This window comes from Roseibium algicola, assembly GCF_001999245.1.
Classification (GTDB): Bacteria; Pseudomonadota; Alphaproteobacteria; order Rhizobiales; family Stappiaceae; genus Roseibium; species Roseibium algicola.
This window is the reverse complement of sequence record NZ_CP019630.1, coordinates 1266464-1283534: the sequence shown is the minus strand read 5'-3', so window position 1 is coordinate 1283534 and position 17071 is coordinate 1266464. Positions and strand designations below refer to the sequence as shown.

Here is a 17071-nt window from a genome sequence, read left to right as displayed (position 1 = left end):
GGGCAGGTCGCCCGTTGTCCGGTTCCGCGAAAGGGGGTGACAAGTCTCCGTTGTCTTGGTAACGGACGGCGCAAACCGTTTCCGGTGTTATTCCACCAGACCAAAGGTCCAGATATCCATGCCCGATCTTCTGCTTGAACTTTTCAGCGAAGAGATTCCGGCCCGCATGCAGCGCAAGGCGGCCGAAGACCTGAAATCTCTCGTGACCAATGCCCTGGTGGATGCCGGTTTGCCCTATGAGGGTGCTAAGGCCTTCGCGACACCGCGGCGTCTGGCCCTGCATGTTGCCGGTGTTCCCGCTGGCTCTGCCGCCACGCGTGAAGAACGCAAGGGACCGCGCGTCGGGTCTCCCGAAAAGGCACTGGAAGGCTTCCTGAGAGGCGCCGGGCTGACGTCGATCGATCAGGCGACCATTCAGACGGACCCGAAAAAGGGCGATTTCTACGTTGCGGTGATCGAAAAGCCGGGCCGTTCGGCGATCGACGTCATTGCCGAGTTCATGCCGGGCATCCTGCGCAACTTCCCCTGGCCGAAAGCCATGCGCTGGGGCACTGGATCCACACGCTGGGTGCGGCCGCTGCACTCAATCGTCGCGACCTTCGGTCCTGAAACGGAAGAACCGGACGTGGTTCCGTTCGAATTCGATGGCATAAAGGCGGGCAAGACCACACGCGGCCACCGCTTCCTGGCGGATGAGGCCTTCGACGTGCGCCGTTTCGACGACTATGCGCCTTCGCTTGAGAAGCACAAGGTCGTGCTGGATGCCGACCGCCGCAAGGACATCATCCAGAATGACGCCAAGGATTGTGCGCTGGCGCTAGGCCTCGATCTGGTGGAGGATCCGGGTCTTCTGGAAGAGGTTGCCGGGCTGGTTGAATGGCCTGTGGTGCTGACGGGCAGCTTCGACGAGGATTTCCTGACGATCCCGGACGAGTGCATTCAGCTGACCATCAAGGTCAACCAGAAGTGCTTCGTGCTGAAGAACCCGGCCACCGGGCGCCTTGCCAACAAGTTCGTTCTGATTTCCAACATCATTGCCGACGATGGCGGCAAGCTGATCGTGGCCGGAAACGAGAAGGTTATCCGCGCACGCCTGTCCGATGCCCGCTTCTTCTGGGAAACCGACCTGAAGTCGAAGCTTTCGGACAACCTGCCCAAGCTGGATGAAGTCAAGTTTCACGAAAAGCTCGGCAGCGTTGGCGAGCGGGTGAAGCGTTTGATCGCGCTTTCGGCCGAACTGGCTACGGTTGCCGGGGCGGATGAAACCAAGGCCAGACGCGCGGCGGAACTCGCCAAGGCGGACCTTGTCTCCAACATGGTGTTCGAATTCCCGGAATTGCAGGGCCTCATGGGCCGCTACTATGCAACAGCCCAGGGCGAGGATGCGTCGGTGGCAACGGCTATCGAAGAGCATTACAAGCCGCAGGGACCAAGTGACAGCGTGCCGACCGACCCGGTCGCCGTTGCCGTGGCCCTTGCCGAAAAGCTGGACCTTCTCGCAGGTTTCTGGGCCATCGATGAAAAGCCGACCGGCTCCAAGGACCCTTACGCGCTTCGCCGCGCGGCTCTGGGCGTGATCCGGATCATTCTGGAAAACAACCTCAGGATCAGGCTGGGCGATGCCATTCGTTCCGCTCTGGATCTTCAAGGTGTTGAAGCGAGCGATCCCGCAGCTCTTGTTGCCGATCTGCTGTCCTTCTTCGGCGATCGCCTGAAAGTCCACTTGAAGGATGAAGGCGCGCGCCACGATCTGATCGACGCGGTCTTTGCATTGGAAGGCCAGGACGATCTCCTGATGGTGGTTCGCCGCGTCGAGGCGCTTGGCAAGTTCGTGTCGTCCGACGACGGCACCAACCTGCTGGCTGGTTACAAGCGTGCGGTGAATATTCTGAAGGCCGAGGAAAAGAAGGACGGTAGCCCTGTTTCCGGCAAGCCGCATGCGGATCACTTCCAGGAGCAGGCCGAAATCGATCTGGCCGCTGCCATCGATGTGGCCCGGGCTGAAGCGGCCGACGCCGTGGCAAGCGAGAACTTCGAAGGGGCAATGGAAGCGCTGTCGAAATTGCGTGCTCCGGTCGACCGTTTCTTCGACGATATCCTGGTCAATGCCGAGGACGCCACGCTGCGCATGAACCGCCTGCAGCTCCTTGCTGAAATCCGCGATGCGACCCACGTCGTGGCGGACTTCTCGAAGGTGGCGGGATAAGCAAAGGATTGAGAATTTTGGGATTGGATTATTTTGCGTTATCCTATTCCAAATAGAAGTAGGGATATTTGGGTTGATGGAAACGAGATCGGACGGTCGAAGAAACGAACCGATGCAACCTGAGGAAGCTTTCGCTGAAGGAGAGAAAACGTCTCCCGCAAGCAATCAAGCAACGAGGCGTCGTACTATTCGCGAAATGGTAGTTGATAACAACACCCGGTTCGCGGCGACAATGAAGTCCCTTGGTGAATGACAAGACTGATTGAGCCGGTCTGGTTGTCACTTGATGAAACAGAAGAAATAATTCAAGCAGTTGGGGACCTCTATCCGAAGCATCGGGTCGAATTGGTGCGGCCAAACGAATTGGCTGCTGCATTGGAGCGCCCTGTAAATCGGTTTCATTATGCAGGCGAAACCAACCTCTTTATGCTCTCGTGTGAATATGTTTATGGTATCGGCAAGGCGCATGCCTTAGTGGACGGCAATAAACGTATAGCTTTTATGGCAGCACTAGTTTTTCTTGAATTTAACGGCATCAAGCTCAATGAGCCGGCTGACGAGTTTTTTGCCGTCTATATAAAAGCTTTGATGTCAGACAGAATAAACCTGCAGATGCTTGCGACAGTGTTTTCTGTCTTTTCAGTACAACTTTCCTGAATGGCCGCGCTTCCATTAAGTGGAAGCGCGGCTTCTTGGATGCAGCGCCTCACTCGGCAGGTGCAGCAGCGAGCCGGTCAACTGGTTTTTCCTGGATCGGCCAATGCACGATGGCGGCGAAGATGCCGAGGGCGATGCCCAGCCACCAGATGGCGTCATAGGAGCCTGTTTCGTCGTAGATCTTGCCGCCGAGCCACACACCCAGGAACGAGCCGACCTGGTGCGACAGGAAGACGAAGCCGAACAGGGTTGCCATGTAGCGCGGCCCGAACATGACGGCGACGAGGCCCGATGTCGGTGGCACGGTCGACAGCCACAGGAGACCCATCACGCCGGAGAACACGAGTACCGAGGCGGGCGTGACCGGCAGCATGATGAAGGCGAAAATCGCGACGGCGCGGCCGAGATAGATCAGCGACAGGAAGATCGGCTTGGAATAGCGGCCGGAAATGTATCCTGACAGCAATGAGCCCGCGATGTTGCAAAGACCGATGAGGGCGATGGCCGTGGCACCCCAGGCGGGGTCAAGGCCAAGGTCGGCGATATAGGGCGGCAGGTGAACCGTGATGAAGGCGACGTGAAAGCCGCAGACGAAAAAGCCGAAGGTGAGCAGGATAAATCCGCGTGTTCCGAAGGCTTCGGAAATGGCGGAGGACAGTTTCTGGTCGTTCGCCGGATTGCTATCTTTCGGCAGCTCCGACTTGCCCCTGAGCGCGATCGCCAGAAGTGGAACAATTGCCACAAGGCCGGCGAAGACGATGAGGGTCTGCTGCCAGCCGATGCTGGCAATCAGCGTGCCGCCAAGTGGGGCAAACAGGAACTGGCCGAGAGATCCGGAGGCTGTGCCGATACCAAAGGCCAGTGTTCTCTGTGAAGGCGAGACGGCACGGCCGAAAGCCGCCAGAACCAGCGAGAAGGACGAACAGGCAATGCCGAGCCCGATGAGCACACCTGCGGAAATGTGCAGGGCGACGGTGCTTTCCGCGTCGATCATCAGCAAAAGGCCGGCACAGTAGAGGACTGCGCCAAGTGTCATGGTCTTCCAGGTTCCGAACCGGTCGGCCATCATGCCGGCGATCGGCTGTCCGATGCCCCACATAAGGTTCTGGATCGCCAGTGCCAGTGCGAAGATCTCGCGGCTCCAGTCCCTGGCCTCGGTCATGGGCTGAAAGAACAGGCCCATGGCAGAACGTGGCCCGAACGAAATGAGGGCGATCAAACAGCCGCAGGAAATCACCAGCGGGATATTCGGGCCGACCCGGCCGGTGGAGGAAGCTGTTGTCATGGACGTGTCTCTGATCGTGATATTACGATAGGAATAGTCTGAAGTGAGCCAATCTCAAAACGCGTATTTTTGATGGATTGATCAGCGTTGCAAATGGAACGGAAAAACTTCGATCATGTCAGCAAGTTGCACGTTGTGGTGGAAACACAGTAACAGATGTTGCGAGAGCACGGTTGGTTTTGCCGTTTGCATCTCGTATGTGAAGGCGATAATTGTTAGCCGGCTTTCCGGAAACGGAAAAGTTGCGTCTTAAGCTCAGGAAAACAAAGGCAAATCGGATTCCGCGCGAGAATTTTTCGGATTTTTGTAGATTTTCGATTTGCTCATGACTATATAAACTCCGAAAGAGCAAAAGTATGGGCATCACCGCCCGTTTTCTTTTGTCTCTGATATGCTCAAGTTGAGTATAATTAAATAGCGGCACAAAATACCCTTCGCGCCGCGCAAAAAAGGGAGGTCGCCATGACCATTGCCCAGACCAAAGCACCGGTTGGAGCACCGATTGCCGCCGGACTGACGGCACTGGAGCGTTTCGGCAAGCTGGAGCGCCCGGACCTGCGTTATACGCCGGAGGTCGCAGAGGCGACTGCGCCGATCTACGAGAAGGTCAAGCACATCATCCCGGCCATTGAATGGCCTGCTCTGGCGCCGACCATCCATGCGATCAACAAGCTGAAGAAGCAGCGCAACGCGGTTATCCTGGCGCACAACTACATGACGCCGGATATCTACCATGGTGTTGCCGATATCGTTGGCGATAGCCTGCAGCTGGCCATCGAGGCGACCCGCACCGATGCGGAAGTCATCGTCCAGTGCGGCGTGCACTTCATGGCAGAGACCTCGAAGATCCTGAGCCCGGAAAAGACCGTGCTGATCCCGGACATGCGTGCAGGCTGCTCGCTGGCTGAATCCATTACCGGTGCCGATGTGCGGGCCCTGCGCGAGCGGAACCCCGGCATCCCGATCATCACCTATGTGAACACGTCTGCCGACGTGAAGGCGGAATGCGACATCTGCTGCACGTCTTCCAACGCGCTGCAGGTCGTGGAAAGCTTCGGCGTCGACAAGGTGTTCCTGATCCCGGACAAGTATCTGGCCGCAAACGTCGGCAACAAGACCGACGTCGAGGTTCTGGTCTGGGACGGTGCCTGCGAAGTGCATGAGCGCTTCACCGCGGAAGAGCTGCGCGACTATCGCAAGATCGAACCGAATGTGAAGATCATTGCCCATCCGGAGTGCCCGCCCGAAGTGGTCGCGGAAGCCGACTTTGCCGGTTCCACCGCGCACATGATCGACTGGGTCAAGACAAAGCGTCCGGAAAAGGTGATGATGATCACCGAGTGCTCCATGGCGGACAATGTTGCCAGCGAAACGCCGGGTGTCGACTACATCCGCCCTTGCAACCTTTGCCCGCACATGAAGCGGATCACGCTGAACAAGATCCTCGACACTCTTCTGGAGATGAAAGAGGAAGTGGTCGTCGACCCGGCGGTGGCCGACAGGGCCCGCACCGCGGTCGAGCGGATGATCAACTTGAAAATCTGACCGGCTTCGGTCTAAACCGCATCTATGCGATTGCTTCCGGGCCTGCCGGCCCGGGAGTTTCTTTGGGGCTCTTGCCCCGTCTGTTCCAGGAAGTTTCCCATGGCCGTGTCGGTTGAGGATTTTGCACCTGCCTATATAGGCAAGGATGTGGATGATGTCGTCATTCTGGGGGGAGGTCTGGCAGGCCTTTTCTGCGCGCTGAAGCTCAGCCCGCGCCCGGTCACCGTCATCACCAACGCTCCGATCGGGCAAGGGGCGTCCTCTGCCTGGGCGCAGGGCGGTATTGCCGCTGCGATCTCCGAGCAGGACTCGGTGGAAAAACACCGCGACGATACGCTGGCCGCCGGCTGCGGCATTTGCGAGGAAAAGATCGTCGAAGAGATGACCCGCGAAGGCAGTGCCCGGGTTCATGACCTCTTGTCCTATGGCGTTCCGTTCGATCAGGATCTTGAAGGCCGGCTGAAGTTTTCACGCGAAGCCGCCCATTCCCAGAGCCGGGTTGTACGTGTGCGCGGCGACATGGCAGGCCGGGCGATCATGGATGCCCTGATCGCAGCTGTTCGCAAGACGCCGTCGATCCGCATTCTGGAAGGCTACATCGGCGAAAGCTTCATTGGCGAAGGACGGTATGTAACCGGGGTCCTGGCGCGCCGGCGTGGCGGTCTGGAACGGCTGATTTTCCCGGCAAAGGCCGTGGTGCTTGCTTCCGGCGGCATCGGTCACCTCTACGAACTGACGACCAACCCGCACGAAGCCAACGGTCATGGCCTTGCCATGGCGGCCCGCGCCGGTGCGGTGATTGCCGATGCCGAATTCGTGCAGTTTCACCCGACCGCGCTTGATCTCGGCAAGGATCCGGCACCGCTGGCAACCGAAGCCCTGCGCGGCGAGGGAGCCACCCTCGTCAACAAGGACGGCGAACGCTTCATGGAAGGTGTTCACCCGGAATTGGAACTGGCGCCGCGCGACATCGTTGCCCGGGCCATTCACCGGGAGGTGTCCGAAGGCCGGGGGGCCTTCCTCGACTGCCGGACAGCGATCGGCGAAAGGTTCAAGGACGATTTTCCGACCGTCTTCGCGGCAGCCTCCGCAGCGGGCATCGATCCGGCAAAGGATCTGCTGCCCGTGGCGCCCGCGGAGCATTACCACATGGGCGGGGTCCTGACCGATGCCAACGGCCGGACGTCGCTTGACGGTCTGTGGGCCGCGGGTGAAGTGGCTTCAACCGGTGCCCACGGCGCCAACCGCCTGGCATCCAATTCGCTGTTGGAGGCGGTCGTTTTTGCCGCGCGCATCGCGGAAGATATCCAGGGCCTGATGCCGACCCCGCGCAGCGCCTACTGGAACGAGATGGACGATGCTCCAGGCTTGCCGAGCCAGCGCAACGTCGAGGAGCGGGAAGCGATCACCGTTCTGCGCAAGACACTGGCGCGCAATGTCGGCGTGCTGCGTGACGCGGCCGGCCTCAAGACGGCCCTTGCCGATATTGCGCAGGTTGAACAGAATTGCGTGCGCCAGTCGATCCTCAACATGATGGTCGCCGGGCGTATCATCACCGCGGCGGCACTGAAGCGCGAGGAAAGCCGTGGCGGGCATTTCCGCAAGGATTTCCCGCAGGAAAACCCTGACATGGCAAGCCGCTCCTACACCACCTTGAAGGAAGTCGAAGCCATCACCGCTGAGGCCCTGGAAACTGCCTGACCGGAGAGGCGCATGACCCGTAGATTTTTGCCCGAGCTGCCACGCCTGATGGTGGATGAAGCCGTCAAGGCCGCTCTTCTGGAAGACTGGGGCCGGGCGGGTGACGTCACCAGCCAGGCAACGCTGCCACCGGATGCAAAAGCCTCCGCCGTGATTGCCGCGCGCAAACCGGGGGTTCTCGCCGGATTAGCCTTCGCCGAAAGCGCCTTTCGTCAGACGGATGCCGGTTTGCATTTCGAGGCCGTTCTGGCAGATGGTGACCGGTTGTCGCCCAAGGCAGTTGTCGCCCGGATCGAGGGGCCAGCCCGCGCGCTTCTCGCTGCCGAAAGGGTGGCATTGAACTTCCTGGGTCACTTGTCAGGCATTGCGACGGCTACGTCGAAATTCGCCGATCTGATCGCACACACCAAGGCGGACATCGTCTGCACCCGCAAGACGACACCGGGTCTGCGTGCGTTCGAGAAATATGCGGTCAAATGTGGCGGCGGTTCCAACCATCGCTTCGGTCTCGACGATGCGATCCTGATCAAGGACAACCACATCGCGGTCGCCGGCGGTGTGACGCAAGCCATCGAAGCCGCCAAGGCTTTCGCCGGTCATCTGGTGAAGATCGAGGTGGAAGTCGACACGCTGGAACAGCTGGACGAGGCACTTGCCGCCGGTCCTGACGTGGTCATGCTCGATAACATGCCGCCCAAAGTCCTGAAGCAGGCTGTTGCAAAGGCCGGAGGCAAGGTTCTGCTGGAAGCATCCGGTGGAATAGAGCTCGATACGGTCAAGGCCGTCGCCGAAGCCGGGGTTGACCTGATCTCCTCAGGCTGGATCACCCATTCGGCTCCGGTTCTGGATCTGGGTCTGGATATCGAGATCGGCTGAGATCCCTTTACCGGCTACCCGTTCGGTGTTCTGCCCTGTCTGCCATCCCGTCTCTACGTCATCCTGAGAAGGACCGTCAGGTCCATCTCGAAGGATGGGCCGCTTGCTCTGAAGTTTGCCGGCCATCCTTCGAAACAGCGCTGCGCGCATGCTCAGATGAGGGGGAGCAGTGGGACGACAGTCGCGTCTGTTTTAATCAGTCACCGAACTTACGCTGCTGCAAGATACAGCCCGCCGAGTGCCGTCAGCACACCCAGGCTGCGAATGATGCGTGGTGCCCACGCGGGATCGTTCCGGGTGGCCACATTGGCGCCGTAGCCAATCAGGAGCCCGGCCGCATGCAGGAGTGCGGTCGCCAAAACAAAGCCACCGGCATAGGAAAGTTCGCCAGCCGAGCCGATTTCACCGCCGTGGGCATGGCCGTGACAAATGCCGAACCCCCCCACCAGTGCCGCACACACGCCAAGTGGCAGGCGCAAGGCAAGGGCGACGACGACACCAAGAACCACGACCGATGTCAGAATGAACGGTTCGACGTAGGGCAGCGGAACGCCGGCAAGCGAGAGCAGGAAACCGACGATCATCGCACCGACGAAGGCGGTCGGCAGAGCCCAGACGGCGCGCCCGCCAAGAAGGGCGGCCCAAAGGCCAACGGCAATCATCGCCAGCACGTGATCGGTACCGAACAGTGGATGCGTGAAGCCGGCGGCAAAGGAGCCGTGTTCTGACGGATCCAGATGGGCAAGGGCGGGAGAGGCGGTCAACAGGCCGAATGCGGTGGCAAGGCCGAGGCGGTAGAGCATGAAATGTTCCTTCGGTTGGTCACTCCGGTGCCCCGGGATGGGTCGCACCGTTCATGAAGAGCTCAAGACCCGTGTACTATCGATGATTCTGGGAGCCTGTAAACCACAACGGCGGTCTCTTTCGTGAGGCGTGTGCCGGGTAGCGCACCGGAAGAACTGCGACAATGTAGTCCGGTTTCCCGATAGGGAGCAGCTTTTCAGGCTGCTAAATTTCCGGCTGAAGGTTCTTCAAGATCGGTTCGAGCCGATCAAGATGGTGAAGGCAGGATACCTGTGAGCGCTAGATTGGACGAAGCACAAATTTCCCCAGGGCAGAAATCCTCTCCGGCACCCGGCCGAAGCGAAGGGGATGACGGCGGAGAGGCGCTTGCCTCGCGAACCGTCGAGATCTGCTTTCTGCTCATGAGAAATTTTTCCCTGCTCTCCTTTGCCTCTGCAATCGAGCCTCTGCGGATCGCGAACAAAGTGTTGAAACGCAAGGCCTTCACATATCGATGCTGCAGTCTGGACGGCAGCGATGCCATTGCCAGCAACGGCAGCACCATACGGGCCGACTGCGCCATCGGCGATGTCGAACGGCCGGATCTTCTTGCGGTCTGCAGCAGTGATGATGTGGAACGCATTGGGCTGACACTGGCCCAGAAGGTTGCCATCCGGAAACTGGCCAACCGCTCCAGCCGGATCGCAGGCATCTGCACTGGTGCCTATGTGTTGGCCGACTTCGGCCTGCTGGACAACAGGAACTGCACGATCCACTGGGAATATGCCGATTTCTTCAAGGAGCGGTTCCCCGATGCGCGGCTGGTGGACAGTCTCATTCAGACGGACGGCAAGTACATGACCTGCGCCGGGGGAACCTCCGCGCTCGATCTGATGATCGGCTTCGTGGCCCAGGTCCACGGTGGCGCGGTTGCTGCGGATGTTGCCGAAATCGCCCTTCATCACGACTGGCGCAGTGGCAATGAGCGGCAGCACAAGCACATGCGTGATGATCTGGAAACCGTCTCGCAACGGGTGCGCAGCAGCATCGCCCTGATGACGGAGAACGTCGTCGAGCCGCTTTCCTTGCAGGAAATCGCGCAGAAACTGGACGTCAGCCCCCGCCAGTTGCAGCGGGAATTCCAGAAATATCTCAAGTGCAGCCCGCAGGAATATTACGCAAAGGTTCGTCTGGACATTGCCCGCCAGCTCGTCTGCCGCACCTCAATGCGCATGATCGACATCGCGATGGCCTGCGGCTTTGCCAGCGCATCCCATTTTTCGAAACGCTACCGGTCAGCCCTCGGCACAAGCCCTGCCGCGGACCGTCAGCAGCATGGCCGGGTTTTCGAGTTCTAGACGGACTTACTCGGCTGCGGGCTTCAGGCTTGCCATCAGGTGATGGAATTTCTCGCCCTGCACGGAAACGTGCCGACGGATGGCAGCCGCCGCCCGATCACCGTCGGCAGCCTCGATGGCGGCAACGACGTCTTCATGTTCGGCCATGGATTGTTTCATGCGCCCGCGCACGCGCAACTGCACCCTTCGGAAGGGCTGCAGACGCCGTTGAAGGCGAAGGCATTCCTGCTCCAGAAAACGGTTGCCTGACTGGCGGTAGATGATGGCGTGGAATTGTTCGTTTTCCAGATAGTAGCCATCCGTGTCCTGCGCCTCGACGGCGTGTTTGCAACGCTCGTTCGCAGCGTGAAGATCGGCAAGGGCAGTTTCGGAAATACGCGCGGCAGCCAGGCGCGCACTCACGGCTTCCAGCTCTGCCATCACTTCGAACATTTCGATCAGTTCCACCGGGCCGGGTTGCCGGACGAACACACCGCGGCGGGGTATCTGCACGACCAGACCGGACTGGGAAAGCCTGTGAAGGGCTTCCCGGACCGGTGTTCTGGAAACCGAAAACCGGCCCGCAAGCTGAACCTCGTCCAGCCTGTCGCCATCGGCGAAAGTGCCGTCGAAAATCAGCCCTTCAAGCGCATCCGCGATGCGGTCGGATCGTTTTCTTTCCATGTTTCGCATTTAGCATAGGAGTTTTTCGCGCGCAATATTGTCGGTCTTGTATACAAAATGACTTGACAGAAAAACATCACATGAGGGTAAGATCGAATTCCGGTTCCCGTCCGGAACCATCAGGGAGGAAAAAATGAACTTCAAATTCTCAGCGTCGGTTGCTGCCGTGACGCTTTTCGCCAGCGCGCTCACCGCCAACGCGACCGAGCTGCGCCTGTCTCACCAGTGGTCCACCGGCGACGTTCGCCACAAGGTGGCCCAGATGGTTGCCGACGACGTGGCGGCGGCCGGTGTCGATCTCGACATCAAGATTTTCCCGTCCCAGTCGCTTTTGAAGGCGCGCGAACAGTATAAGCCGCTGTCTCGCGGTCTGCTGGACATGACCGTTCTGCCGCTCAGCTATGCCGGTGGCCAGCAACCTGCCTATAACCTCACCCTGATGCCGGGTCTGGTGAAAAACCATGACCATGCGGCCCGCATGAACGAAAGCCCGTTCATGGAGGCCATTGAGGGAATCATGGCCGAGGACGATGTGATCGTGCTGGTGCACGGTTATCTGGCCGGCGGCTTTGCAGCCAAGGACAAGTGCATCACCAAGCCGGAAGACATGCCGGGCCTTCAGACCCGCGCTGCGGGCAAGGCCTTTGAGCAGATGCTTGCAGGCGCAGGCGCTTCGATTGCCTCGATGGCGTCTTCGGAAGTCTACAATGCCATGCAGTCCGGTGTTCTGGACGCGGTCAACACCTCGTCCTCGTCCTTCGTCAGCTATCGCATTTACGAGCAGGTATCCTGCTACACCCCGGCTGGCGAATATGCGCTCTGGTTCATGTACCAGCCACTCCTGATGAACAAGGCCAAGTTCGAAAGCCTCACCGAAGACCAGCAAAAAGCGCTGCTGGCGGCTTCTGAAAAGGCGCAGGCTTTCTATCTCGAAGAAGCCAAGAAGGAAGATGCGGCCTCTGCAGAAGTCTTCCGTGAGAACGGTGTCGAAATCGCCGAAATGACCGCAGCGGACTTCGATGCCTGGCGGGCTCTTGCCAAGGAAACCTCCTACAAGGCGTTCGTGGAAGAAACCCCGAACGGTCAGCAGCTTCTCGATCTGGCATTCGCCGTCGAATAAGCGACTGAACTTGCGGGGCGGCCTGAAAGCCGCCCCGAAACCTGTTCCAAAGGACCTCATTTCAAGGAGTGACCCATGGCGGGCCACAGTACGGCTGCGGTAGCGCATGCCGGCAGCAACCCCTTCTTGCGCGTTGTCGCAGCGATTTCGACCGTGGCCGGCTGGTGTGCGGCAGCGATGATCGTTGTCGCCGTCGTCGTCACTTGCCAGATGATCTTCGTGCGCCTCGTGCTCAACGCTTCCACCGTCTGGCAGACCGAAACGGTCATTTATCTGGTCATCGCCGCAACCCTTGTGGGGCTGCCTTACGTTCAGCGGCTTCGGGGGCACGTCAATGTCGACCTGTTTCCCCTGTCGCTGGCACCACGTGCCCGCTTCGTGCTGGCCTGCATCACGCTGTCAATCTCGATCCTGGTCATGGCGATGATGCTCTTCTACGGCACTGAATTCTGGTACCTCGCCTGGTCGAAGGGCTGGACCTCAGACACAGTCTGGGGCGTCAGGCTCTGGATCCCGTATCTGTCGATCCCCGTTGGGTTCGGACTGCTGTTGCTGCAGCTCGCCGCAGATCTTTACGCGGTTCTCATCGGTGTCGACAAACCCTTCGGTCTGGAGGATAAATAATGGATCCCTTGCTGCTCGGCGCCCTGGTGGCGGTCGCCACCATCCTGGTCCTCTTCTCCGGCATTTCCGTTGCGATCGGTCTGTTGATCGTTTCCGCGGGCTTCCTGCTGGCATTCGACGGCTTCCGGTCGCTCGAACTGATGCCCGAAATCCTGTTCGGTAAACTTGATAACTTCGCCCTTCTGTCGATCCCCATGTTCATCATCATGGGCGCCTCCATCGCCTCCACTCGGGCGGGGGCCGATCTCTACGAAGCTTTGGAACGCTGGCTCACCCGGGTACCCGGTGGACTGGTCGTCTCGAACCTCGGTGCATGCGCCCTGTTCGCTGCCATGTCCGGGTCTTCACCCGCCACCTGTGCGGCCATCGGCAAGATGGGTATTCCGGAAATGCGCAAGCGCGGTTATCCGGACGGTGTCGCCGCCGGCTCCATCGCCGCGGGCGGCACGCTCGGCATCCTGATCCCGCCGTCCGTCACGATGATCGTCTACGGCATTTCAACCGAAACTTCGATCGGTCGTCTGTTCCTGGCAGGTGTTATTCCCGGCCTGATGCTGATGGGCCTTTTCATGGCCTGGTCGCTCTATTCGACCTGGCGCAGCGGCAATGCCAGCGTGCTCAGCGCGGGCAACTATTCCTGGGCGGAAAAGTTCGAGATCCTGCCGCGCGTCCTGCCGTTCATGCTCATTATTCTGGGTGTGCTCTATGCCATGTACGGCGGCATCGCGACACCGTCTGAAACCGCTGCCGTCGGCGCTTTGCTCTGTCTGCTGATCGCGGTCATCATCTACCGGCTCTGGAGCCCGAAACTGCTCTGGACCGTGCTGCGCGACAGCACGCGGGAAAGCGTGATGATCCTCTTCATCATCGCGGCAGCCGGTGTCTTTTCCTACATGCTGTCGTCGCTTTTCATCACGCAGGCGATTGCAGAATGGATCGGCACGCTGTCCGTCAACCGCTGGATCCTGATGGCGGCAATCAACGTCTTCCTGCTGATTGCCGGTTTCTTCCTGCCGCCCGTCGCGGTGATCCTGATGGCGGCACCGATCCTGCTGCCGATCATCACCACAGCCGGCTTCGATCCGATCTGGTTCGCGGTTGTCCTGACCATCAACATGGAGATCGGTCTGATCTCTCCTCCGGTCGGGTTGAACCTCTACGTGATCAACGGCATCGCTCCGGACATTTCCTTGAAGACGATCCTCACCGGGTCCCTGCCATTCGTGGCGTGCATGTTCGTGGCGATCGTCATCCTCTGTCTGTTTCCGGAACTGGCCACCTGGCTGCCGGACGTGGTGATGGGAGAAGCGCGGTGATGTTTCTGGCCGATCTGCTGACGACCGTTTTCGAACGAAGATACCTGTCGAAGGGGGCGGACAAGGCGGATGACCGTCCGCTCGAGGCGCTCGTCGCCGATTTGATCGGTGCAACCGGGGAGGTCTCCGGGCAAAATCTTGCCCGGCAGATCCTCAGCCGGTATGGCGCTCTCAATGACGAGGAAAAACGTGCCTTCTTCCGTCATCTCGCGGAAGGTCTGGCCGTATCGGCTCCGGCTGTCAGATCGGCGTTGGAGCATTATGAGAAGGGGCAGTCGAAGGCCAGTTACCGAGAATTCATGGAGGCTGTCGAACCTCCGCGGCAGGAACTGATCCGACGGCTCAACCAGGTTCCGGACGCAACCCGGCTTCTGGTCGGCATGCGCGAGGACCTGTTGCGCCTCAGCAAGGGCGATGATGTCCTTCAGGCGCTTGATCTGGACTTCCGGCATCTGTTTGCCAGCTGGTTCAACCGCGGGTTCCTGGTGCTTAGGCCGATCAATTGGGAAAGCCCGGCCCAGCTTCTGGAAAAGATCATCGCCTATGAAGCCGTTCACGCGATCGACAGCTGGAGCGATCTTCGCCGACGTCTGGAGCCTGTCGACAGGCGGTGCTTCGCGTTTCTGCATCCGGCAATGCCGGATGAGCCGCTGATCTTCGTCGAAGTTGCCCTGACAAAGGGCATTCCAGGCTCCATCCAGGGTCTTCTTGCCGAAAACAGAACGCAGATCGAAGCAGATACGGCGGATACCGCGGTGTTTTATTCGATCTCCAACTGCCAGGCCGGCCTTGCAGGGATATCCTTCGGCAACTCGCTTATCAAACAGGTGGCCGCGGATTTGTCGCTTGAGCTGCCCAAGCTCAAGACATTCGTCACCTTGTCGCCGATCCCGGGGCTGGTCCGCTGGCTGGACGGCGAGGGGATCGATCACGGCTCTGCCGACGAGGATACCTTGCGCAAGCTTGCTGCCCGGTACCTGATGACCGCAAAGCGCAAGGACGGTCTGCCGCTGGACCCTGTCGCCCGCTTCCACCTTGGCAACGGTGCATTGGTCCACCAGGTGCACGCAGGCGCGGATCTTTCCGACAAGGGAATGAAGCAGTCTGCCGGCGTCATGGTCAATTATCTCTACGATCTGGAGAAGGTAACCCAGAACCATGAGAGGTTCGCTTCGATCCGGACAATTGCCGCTTCATCTGAAATCAAATCACTCAGCACTGCTGGAGAAAATGCGTTCACTTTAGAGCTATCCGCACTGAACTGAATGCGGCTAATAAGCTCTAACAATATAGAATCGATCAGCTTTTTGGCCTTGCAAGGTTAGATCGAAAGCCTGCTGATCCAGGAGCCCCATAGATGACAAACCCACTCTACGACCAACTGTTCGGAAAGCATGCCGGCAAGAACACTCCCTTTCTGATCTTTCAGGACGGCTCCATCCTGACCCATGCTGCGTTTCTGGAAAGCGCGGCGCAGATTGCCCATGTTCTGACCGACAACGGCATGGTGGCTGGCGACCGGCTCGCCGCCCAGGTCGAAAAGTCAGCCACGTCTCTGGCTCTTTACGCGGCCTGTGCCCAGGCGGGGATCGTGTTCCTGCCGCTCAATACGGCCTACACTGTCGATGAGCTCAGCTACTTTATCGAAAACAGCGGTGCCAGGACCGTGGTCTGCGACGGTGGCAGCAAGACCTTGCTGGACCCTGTCGTCTCGAAACTCGGCGCCCGCCTCGAGACGCTCAACGCTGACGGAAGCGGGTCGCTGACGGATCAGGCCAAAGCCAAACCCTCCGAATTTGCAACGGTGGAACGGGCGCCGGACGATCTGGCCGCTTTCCTTTACACCTCCGGCACGACAGGGCGGTCGAAGGGGGCAATGCTGACGCAGGCGAACCTGTTGTCGAATGCCGCCACCCTGGCGGAACTCTGGCGCTTCACCGACAAGGATGTGCTGCTGCATGCCTTGCCGATCTTTCACACACACGGGCTTTTCGTTGCGACCAACGTGTCGCTGGCTGCTGGTGGCGCCATCCTGTTCCTGCCGAAATTCGATCTCGACGCCATGATCGAGCTGATGCCCAAGGCAACGACGATGATGGGCGTGCCGACCTTCTATACCCGACTGCTTCAGGACGAGCGTTTTACGGCGGACCTCACAAAGGGCATGCGGCTTTTCATTTCCGGAAGCGCGCCACTGCTTGCCGAAACGCACCGGCAGTTCGAGGAAAGGACCGGTCACCGGATCCTGGAGCGATACGGCATGACCGAAACCAACATGAATACCTCCAACCCGTATGAAGGCGAACGCCGCGCCGGGACGGTCGGTTTCCCGCTCCCGGGCGTGGAACTGAAGATCACGGACCCCGCGACGGGCGACACGTTGCCGGCCGAAACGGTTGGCCAGATCGAGGTGCGCGGCCCGAACGTCTTCAAGGGGTATTGGCAGATGCCGGAGAAGACCGCTGCCGAATTGCGGGAGGACGGCTTCTTCATCACCGGTGATCTCGGGATGATCGACGCAGACGGCTATGTCCATATCGTCGGGCGCAACAAGGACCTGATCATTTCCGGCGGCTACAACATCTACCCGAAGGAGATCGAGTTGATCCTGGATGCCCAGCCCGGGGTTCGGGAAAGCGCCGTCATTGGTGTGCCGCATTCGGATTTCGGTGAAACAGTCTTGGGACTGGTGGTGCCGGATAGCCCGGAAACGCCCGATCTGGACGCGATCCTTGCTGTTGCCGGAACATCGCTCGCCCGTTTCAAGCATCCGCGGAAGCTTGTTCTGGTCGACAGCCTGCCGCGCAACACCATGGGCAAGGTCCAGAAGAACGTTCTTCGCGAGCAGTTCAAGGACACTTTCGCAACCGCTTGATCTCAGCCGTTTGATCCGGCCGGCATCTACCGCCGGCCGACCTTCCGGGTTGGTCTGCAATC

At 59.5% G+C, this 17071-nt stretch carries 14 protein-coding genes; 11 read left to right on the top strand and 3 right to left on the bottom strand.

Annotated features, from left to right (window positions below; translation table 11 throughout):
* Window positions 1-118 precede the first annotated feature (118 nt).
* Both glyS and B0E33_RS05990 read left to right on the top strand, forming a co-directional pair.
* Window positions 119-2206, top strand: a complete 2088-nt coding sequence (gene glyS / locus B0E33_RS05995; protein ID WP_077290700.1) for a glycine--tRNA ligase subunit beta — start codon at window positions 119-121, stop codon at window positions 2204-2206.
* A gap of 249 nt (window positions 2207-2455) precedes the next feature.
* Window positions 2456-2863 (top strand): type II toxin-antitoxin system death-on-curing family toxin, encoded by a 408-nt coding sequence (locus tag B0E33_RS05990; RefSeq protein ID WP_077290699.1) that lies wholly within the window; start codon window positions 2456-2458, stop codon window positions 2861-2863.
* A 49-nt stretch (window positions 2864-2912) separates the two neighbouring features.
* Here the strand turns inward: B0E33_RS05990 and B0E33_RS05985 are convergent, their stop codons facing one another.
* The gene (locus B0E33_RS05985) at window positions 2913-4148 is read right to left on the bottom strand and encodes an MFS transporter (protein ID WP_077290698.1); all 1236 of its coding nucleotides are present in this window, start codon (window positions 4146-4148) and stop codon (window positions 2913-2915) included.
* 462 nt (window positions 4149-4610) lie between these two features.
* Here B0E33_RS05985 and nadA point away from each other — a divergent pair, with 462 nt between their 5' ends.
* The 3 genes from nadA (at window position 4611) to nadC (ending at window position 8270) form a co-directional block, all read left to right on the top strand.
* Entirely contained in the window at window positions 4611-5693 is a 1083-nt protein-coding gene (nadA, locus tag B0E33_RS05980; protein ID WP_055657911.1) for a quinolinate synthase NadA, read from the top strand.
* Between the two features lie 99 nt (window positions 5694-5792).
* Window positions 5793-7394 carry an L-aspartate oxidase gene (locus tag B0E33_RS05975; protein WP_077290697.1) on the top strand — a complete coding sequence of 534 codons (1602 nt, stop codon included), beginning with the start codon at window positions 5793-5795 and terminating at the stop codon, window positions 7392-7394.
* 12 nt (window positions 7395-7406) lie between these two features.
* Complete coding sequence (gene nadC / locus B0E33_RS05970; RefSeq protein WP_077290696.1) at window positions 7407-8270, top strand: carboxylating nicotinate-nucleotide diphosphorylase; 864 nt, start codon at window positions 7407-7409, stop codon at window positions 8268-8270.
* Between the two features lie 209 nt (window positions 8271-8479).
* Here nadC and B0E33_RS05965 read toward each other — a convergent pair whose 3' ends face one another.
* On the bottom strand, window positions 8480-9073 hold the full coding sequence (locus tag B0E33_RS05965; RefSeq protein WP_077290695.1) for a HupE/UreJ family protein: 594 nt from the start codon (window positions 9071-9073) through the stop codon (window positions 8480-8482).
* Between the two features lie 402 nt (window positions 9074-9475).
* Between B0E33_RS05965 and B0E33_RS05960 the strand changes: the two genes are divergently transcribed.
* A complete protein-coding gene (locus B0E33_RS05960; RefSeq protein WP_208997770.1) occupies window positions 9476-10411 on the top strand; it encodes a GlxA family transcriptional regulator in 936 nt (311 codons plus the stop codon).
* A 6-nt stretch (window positions 10412-10417) separates the two neighbouring features.
* Here B0E33_RS05960 and B0E33_RS05955 read toward each other — a convergent pair whose 3' ends face one another.
* Window positions 10418-11074, bottom strand: coding sequence for a GntR family transcriptional regulator (locus B0E33_RS05955; protein WP_077290694.1), 657 nt, complete (start codon window positions 11072-11074; stop codon window positions 10418-10420).
* 133 nt (window positions 11075-11207) lie between these two features.
* On the opposite strand from B0E33_RS05955, the gene dctP reads away from it, so the two are divergent.
* The 5 genes from dctP (at window position 11208) to B0E33_RS05930 (ending at window position 17009) form a co-directional block, all read left to right on the top strand.
* Complete coding sequence (dctP, locus tag B0E33_RS05950) at window positions 11208-12194, top strand: TRAP transporter substrate-binding protein DctP (protein ID WP_023001933.1); 987 nt, start codon at window positions 11208-11210, stop codon at window positions 12192-12194.
* 75 nt (window positions 12195-12269) lie between these two features.
* Window positions 12270-12818 (top strand): TRAP transporter small permease, encoded by a 549-nt coding sequence (locus B0E33_RS05945; protein WP_077290693.1) that lies wholly within the window; start codon window positions 12270-12272, stop codon window positions 12816-12818.
* A complete protein-coding gene (locus B0E33_RS05940; protein WP_023001931.1) occupies window positions 12818-14134 on the top strand; it encodes a TRAP transporter large permease in 1317 nt (438 codons plus the stop codon). Before B0E33_RS05945 ends, B0E33_RS05940 begins: the two co-directional genes overlap by 1 nt.
* Window positions 14134-15399 carry a malonyl-CoA decarboxylase gene (locus B0E33_RS05935; protein ID WP_077290692.1) on the top strand — a complete coding sequence of 422 codons (1266 nt, stop codon included), beginning with the start codon at window positions 14134-14136 and terminating at the stop codon, window positions 15397-15399. The genes B0E33_RS05940 and B0E33_RS05935 overlap by 1 nt, the downstream gene beginning before the upstream one ends.
* A gap of 92 nt (window positions 15400-15491) precedes the next feature.
* On the top strand, window positions 15492-17009 hold the full coding sequence (locus tag B0E33_RS05930) for a malonate--CoA ligase (protein ID WP_077290691.1): 1518 nt from the start codon (window positions 15492-15494) through the stop codon (window positions 17007-17009).
* Window positions 17010-17071: the final 62 nt, after the last annotated feature.

Excerpts from the sequence above, each read along its gene's own strand:
- B0E33_RS05930 (WP_077290691.1), top strand. The coding sequence starts at position 15,492 with ATGACAAACCCACTCTACGACCAACTGTTCGGAAAGCATGCCGGCAAG.
- nadC (WP_077290696.1), top strand. The coding sequence starts at position 7,407 with ATGACCCGTAGATTTTTGCCCGAGCTGCCACGCCTGATGGTGGATGAA.
- B0E33_RS05985 (WP_077290698.1), bottom strand. The coding sequence starts at position 4,148 with ATGACAACAGCTTCCTCCACCGGCCGGGTCGGCCCGAATATCCCGCTG.
- B0E33_RS05960 (WP_208997770.1), top strand. The coding sequence starts at position 9,476 with ATGAGAAATTTTTCCCTGCTCTCCTTTGCCTCTGCAATCGAGCCTCTG.
- B0E33_RS05965 (WP_077290695.1), bottom strand. The coding sequence starts at position 9,073 with ATGCTCTACCGCCTCGGCCTTGCCACCGCATTCGGCCTGTTGACCGCC.
- B0E33_RS05935 (WP_077290692.1), top strand. The coding sequence starts at position 14,134 with ATGTTTCTGGCCGATCTGCTGACGACCGTTTTCGAACGAAGATACCTG.
- glyS (WP_077290700.1), top strand. The coding sequence starts at position 119 with ATGCCCGATCTTCTGCTTGAACTTTTCAGCGAAGAGATTCCGGCCCGC.
- B0E33_RS05940 (WP_023001931.1), top strand. The coding sequence starts at position 12,818 with ATGGATCCCTTGCTGCTCGGCGCCCTGGTGGCGGTCGCCACCATCCTG.
- B0E33_RS05945 (WP_077290693.1), top strand. The coding sequence starts at position 12,270 with ATGGCGGGCCACAGTACGGCTGCGGTAGCGCATGCCGGCAGCAACCCC.
- nadA (WP_055657911.1), top strand. The coding sequence starts at position 4,611 with ATGACCATTGCCCAGACCAAAGCACCGGTTGGAGCACCGATTGCCGCC.
- B0E33_RS05990 (WP_077290699.1), top strand. The coding sequence starts at position 2,456 with ATGACAAGACTGATTGAGCCGGTCTGGTTGTCACTTGATGAAACAGAA.
- B0E33_RS05955 (WP_077290694.1), bottom strand. The coding sequence starts at position 11,074 with ATGGAAAGAAAACGATCCGACCGCATCGCGGATGCGCTTGAAGGGCTG.
- B0E33_RS05975 (WP_077290697.1), top strand. The coding sequence starts at position 5,793 with ATGGCCGTGTCGGTTGAGGATTTTGCACCTGCCTATATAGGCAAGGAT.
- dctP (WP_023001933.1), top strand. The coding sequence starts at position 11,208 with ATGAACTTCAAATTCTCAGCGTCGGTTGCTGCCGTGACGCTTTTCGCC.